Source organism: Microcystis sp. M165S2 (assembly GCF_020245885.1).
Classification (GTDB): Bacteria; Cyanobacteriota; Cyanobacteriia; order Cyanobacteriales; family Microcystaceae; genus Microcystis.
In genome coordinates this window covers 1-3,595 of the sequence record NZ_JADBTZ010000192.1, presented here as the reverse complement: position 1 = coordinate 3,595, position 3,595 = coordinate 1, and the positions used below count along the sequence as shown (strand labels likewise).

Here is a 3,595-nt window from a genome sequence, read left to right as displayed (position 1 = left end):
ACGACCCCGGCGACTGTTCGAGTTTTGTCAGGGAGATTATGGTGGTGACCCTTGCTACGAAGCGGTCTTTTCCGACCAAGGTTGGGACGGTCTACCACCTCTCTCAATATACAAGGTTGGGTTGACGCAAGGAAACCCAACAACTTCCTGGAATATTTTCACAATTTTTGTTGGGTTTCGCCTTTTGAGCCGATGGGTAATACCTGAGCAATAATGATAGCTCAACCCAACCTACGGCTCTAAAGTATCATCAAAGAGAACTAAAATAATTTGGTGACTTCTCTGTGAACATTTCTCTTTCTATTTCTTGCTGGATTTCTCGTTGGTATTCTTCTCTTAGTCTCATAAGACTTTCTGTATGTTCTATACGCTGTTCAGCCACTTGTCTAAACTGAGGAAATATTGTGGCAAGTTTTTTAATTTCCTGCCGTAGATCGTCTCTTTTTGACGATAACGGATCCCATTCCCAAGAAACAAGTTCAGAAACATACTTATCAAATACATCTTTAAACTCAGGCAAAGTAGCAACAAACTCCTTTAACCTGTCCATTGTATCATAACTAAAACCGAGACTTTCAGGTGTTGCGGAAATCCACTGACTAATAGCAACCCTAAAATCTGGGTATTTCTCTAGTAGTATCCTAACATCGGCAGCAGATAAACCTCCGTCAACCATCTGTAACCATTGCTGACGAACAGAATTCCGTTGGACAGGATCAGTAATGTGGTCAAAACAGTTATCGAAGTATGACATATTTTTTCTCCGAATCACTCATAGTTTTAGTGTAACCGTTCAGGGGCGGTTGTCAAGTAGCCAGTGGTATTGATTCTGTGGGAGGACTCTCCTGGGGTAGTATAAATGTAGAGGGAGAAACATTACCTCTCAAGGCGCGAATCGCCGAGTATCATCAATTCCCAGATTAGATTACAAGGTAGCAAATCCAGCTTGAAAAATTCGCTAAAATATATATAATTAACTTAATCAGATTATTTATAAAGTCTGTTTAACAGCTAAAGCTAATAAAGTTGATTTTGAAGCCGATGACCAAAGAGCTACTCATAGAAATCAATCGAGAAGGAAACATCGAACTTCCTCCTGAAGTTCAAACCCGCCTCAACCCAGGAGATAAATACATGATTTCCCTGACGGAAGACTCCATCATTCTCAAAAAAGTTCATCAAGATAAAGTCAATCTAGAGCAATTCTTTGAGCGACTAGAAGCAATGGAACCAGACCCCAATCAACCGACTCTGGCTGAGATTAGCCAGATGATTGAAGAAGCTCGCCAAATTAGACGGGCCAACTCATGAAAGCTGTTGTAGATGTCAATGTTTGGATTTCAGGATTGTTGTGGGGAGGAGTTCCGGGTAAAATCCTTAAATTAGCTAAAAATCAAAGAATTACAATCTTTGCCTCCCAAAAGATCTTAGCTGATATAGAAGATACATTAGAACGACCCAAACTCCAATCTCGAAAACAATATTGTGGATATACAACTGCATACCTGATGACTATCGTTCAAGAACTTATACAACCTTGTGTTGACAGACTACTAGAAGTTCCTCAACTTAGAGATCCAGATGATGCTGTTATTTTAGCGAGTGCTATAGTTATTCAAGCAGAAGTTATTATTACAGGAGATTTAGATTTACTAACATTACATAACTTTGAAAATATCCCCATCATTACTCCCCAAGAATTTCTTAGTCGCTACTTTAATGAGTAGAGAAGAGGAGTAAGGTAATTAATTGAGATGGGATTTAATCATTATTCTTCAGTTAAAGTAAAATCAATTCGTTGATAAATATCCAGCAATGAGATTTGAAAATCTACAAAATACAACCTTAAATCATCATTCTCTGATTCAAATGCTTTAAACAACCATTCACCGTTATTTTGTTGATAAAATTGTTCGACATAATAACGGTATTGATCGATCAAAATATATTCCTTAAAGTCAGGAACTGAACGATAAAACTTAAACCTATCAGAGATTCGTAGGTTGGGTTGACGCAAGGAAACCCAACAACTTCCTGGAATATTTTCACAATTTTTGTTGGGTTTCGCCTTTTGAGCCGATTGGTAATACCTGAGCAATAATGATAGCTCAACCCAACCTACGGCTCGATTAATTAACAAACTTATTCAGGAATGATAATTATGGCAATCAGAATTAAACTTTGGGCAGATTATGGAAGTTACCCACTTTGGGGAGTAGATGAAATTGATAACATTGCTCCTGAAGAATTACCATTAAGTCAAGCAACCATTCAACGTTTAAACCCATGGCAGGATACTTACGATAAGACTTTAAATCAAGACTATCCACCTTGATCAGATTTTCCTAATCAGCAAGCTGAAATGGAGTTTAAACAAGAAGGAATTAGTTTATGGAAACAGTTACGTCTTGAACTGGCAGCAGATTATGAAGTTTTCTACCAAAATGAGGGTCAATTGTTCAGACATCCTAAGGAAATAACCAAAAAATATACAGTACAAAAAATAACAGTCCGAGTATCATCACCTTCGGCTCTGGCGCAGCTTCAACCCTCAAGCGCAAACCCAAGTCATCCCAATCCAGCGAAAAAGAAACCACAAAAGTAGGCTAAATTGCTTCTAAAAATACCATAAATGCTCCTTCATTCAATCTTGAGGGGGTTTATTTTTTCCTTTCGCTTATTAAACAACTATCACCTCGTTGCTAGGGTCTCCTTGGCAACGCATTTCCAGAGGTTCTACCTTGGAACGAGACAAAGCATTGATGATCACACAAAGTCGAGAAGAGCCAAATAGCCAATTTAGTGCCAAAATTAGGAGTAGTTTATTTATTCTTCTCTCCTAGTTAAAAATATGCAAGTTAAAGAGCTAACCGTTGAAGAACTCAAGCTCCTCATTCAAGAAACTGTTGCCGAAACCATCCAATCTATCTTACTCGATCCTGACCAAGACAAAGAAGTCAAACCTGAAGTTAAGCAACAACTTCTTGACTCTCTAAGACGGACTGAAATAGGAGAAAAGGGGGTTTCAGCCGAGGAAGTAGCCAAAAAATTAGGATTAAACTGGTAATGGCTTACTTTGTAGAATTTAGCCGCGAAGCAATCGCTGATTTAGAAGCACTCGCTCCTATCATTCAAGAGCGAATTTTGCGGAAAGTTCGCTGGTTGTCGGATAATTTTGAAAATGTTAGTCCTCAAGCTTTAAGTGCTAATTTGAGTGGTCTTTTCAAGCTTCGAGTCGGTGACTATAGAGTTATCTATTCTTTTGCACCCGAAGCAAAGCGGCTTACCATCCATAAGGTTGGACATCGCCGAGATATCTACAGTTGATAAAATACTGTGTTTGAGAGTAGGTGGTTTCTTTGCTTAACATGATTTTTAGGGGATACTTGTACAACCTTATTGTACAGGTCCAAGCTCTTGAACTCCCCAAAAAACCCAAAATCTCGATCGCTAGTTAGGGTCTGCTGAAAAAGTTTTTCGGTGGGGGTTGGGGGTTGGGGGTTGGGGTTTTACCCATTTTCAGGTGGTCAATTACCTAATTTTCAGGGAAAAAGTCCCTGAATTTTCCCCCCAATCACTCCAAGGGTCGGCACTT

Annotated in this window: 6 protein-coding genes and 2 pseudogenes; 6 read left to right on the top strand and 2 right to left on the bottom strand. The window is 39.0% G+C overall.

What is annotated here, in order from left to right; translation table 11 throughout:
- On the top strand, window positions 1–214 hold a 214-nt coding region (locus IM479_RS10085), incomplete at its 5' end, for a hypothetical protein (RefSeq protein ID WP_287685940.1).
- Between the two features lie 36 nt (window positions 215–250).
- Here IM479_RS10085 and IM479_RS10080 read toward each other — a convergent pair.
- Window positions 251–754, bottom strand: a complete 504-nt coding sequence (locus IM479_RS10080; RefSeq protein WP_287685939.1) for a hypothetical protein — start codon at window positions 752–754, stop codon at window positions 251–253.
- A gap of 287 nt (window positions 755–1,041) precedes the next feature.
- Between IM479_RS10080 and IM479_RS10075 the strand changes: the two genes are divergently transcribed.
- On the top strand, window positions 1,042–1,311 hold the full coding sequence (locus IM479_RS10075) for a hypothetical protein (protein ID WP_286826229.1): 270 nt from the start codon (window positions 1,042–1,044) through the stop codon (window positions 1,309–1,311).
- The gene (locus IM479_RS10070; RefSeq protein WP_158200800.1) at window positions 1,308–1,727 is read left to right on the top strand and encodes a putative toxin-antitoxin system toxin component, PIN family; all 420 of its coding nucleotides are present in this window, start codon (window positions 1,308–1,310) and stop codon (window positions 1,725–1,727) included. Before IM479_RS10075 ends, IM479_RS10070 begins: the two co-directional genes overlap by 4 nt.
- Window positions 1,728–1,768: 41 nt before the next feature.
- Here the strand turns inward: IM479_RS10070 and IM479_RS10065 are convergent.
- Window positions 1,769–1,993, bottom strand: a pseudogene (locus IM479_RS10065) (Uma2 family endonuclease); the annotation flags it as partial.
- Between the two features lie 168 nt (window positions 1,994–2,161).
- Between IM479_RS10065 and IM479_RS22585 the strand changes: the two are divergent.
- From IM479_RS22585 to IM479_RS10045, 3 genes and pseudogenes are all read left to right on the top strand, one after another.
- Window positions 2,162–2,512: pseudogene (locus tag IM479_RS22585) on the top strand (immunity protein CdiI family protein); the annotation flags it as partial.
- 339 nt (window positions 2,513–2,851) lie between these two features.
- Window positions 2,852–3,067: a hypothetical protein gene (locus IM479_RS10050; RefSeq protein WP_002771553.1), complete on the top strand. Its 216-nt coding sequence runs from the start codon at window positions 2,852–2,854 to the stop codon at window positions 3,065–3,067.
- Window positions 3,067–3,327, top strand: a complete 261-nt coding sequence (locus tag IM479_RS10045) for a type II toxin-antitoxin system RelE family toxin (RefSeq protein WP_002771554.1) — start codon at window positions 3,067–3,069, stop codon at window positions 3,325–3,327. The genes IM479_RS10050 and IM479_RS10045 overlap by 1 nt, the downstream gene beginning before the upstream one ends.
- The last annotated feature ends 268 nt before the right edge of the window (window positions 3,328–3,595 follow it).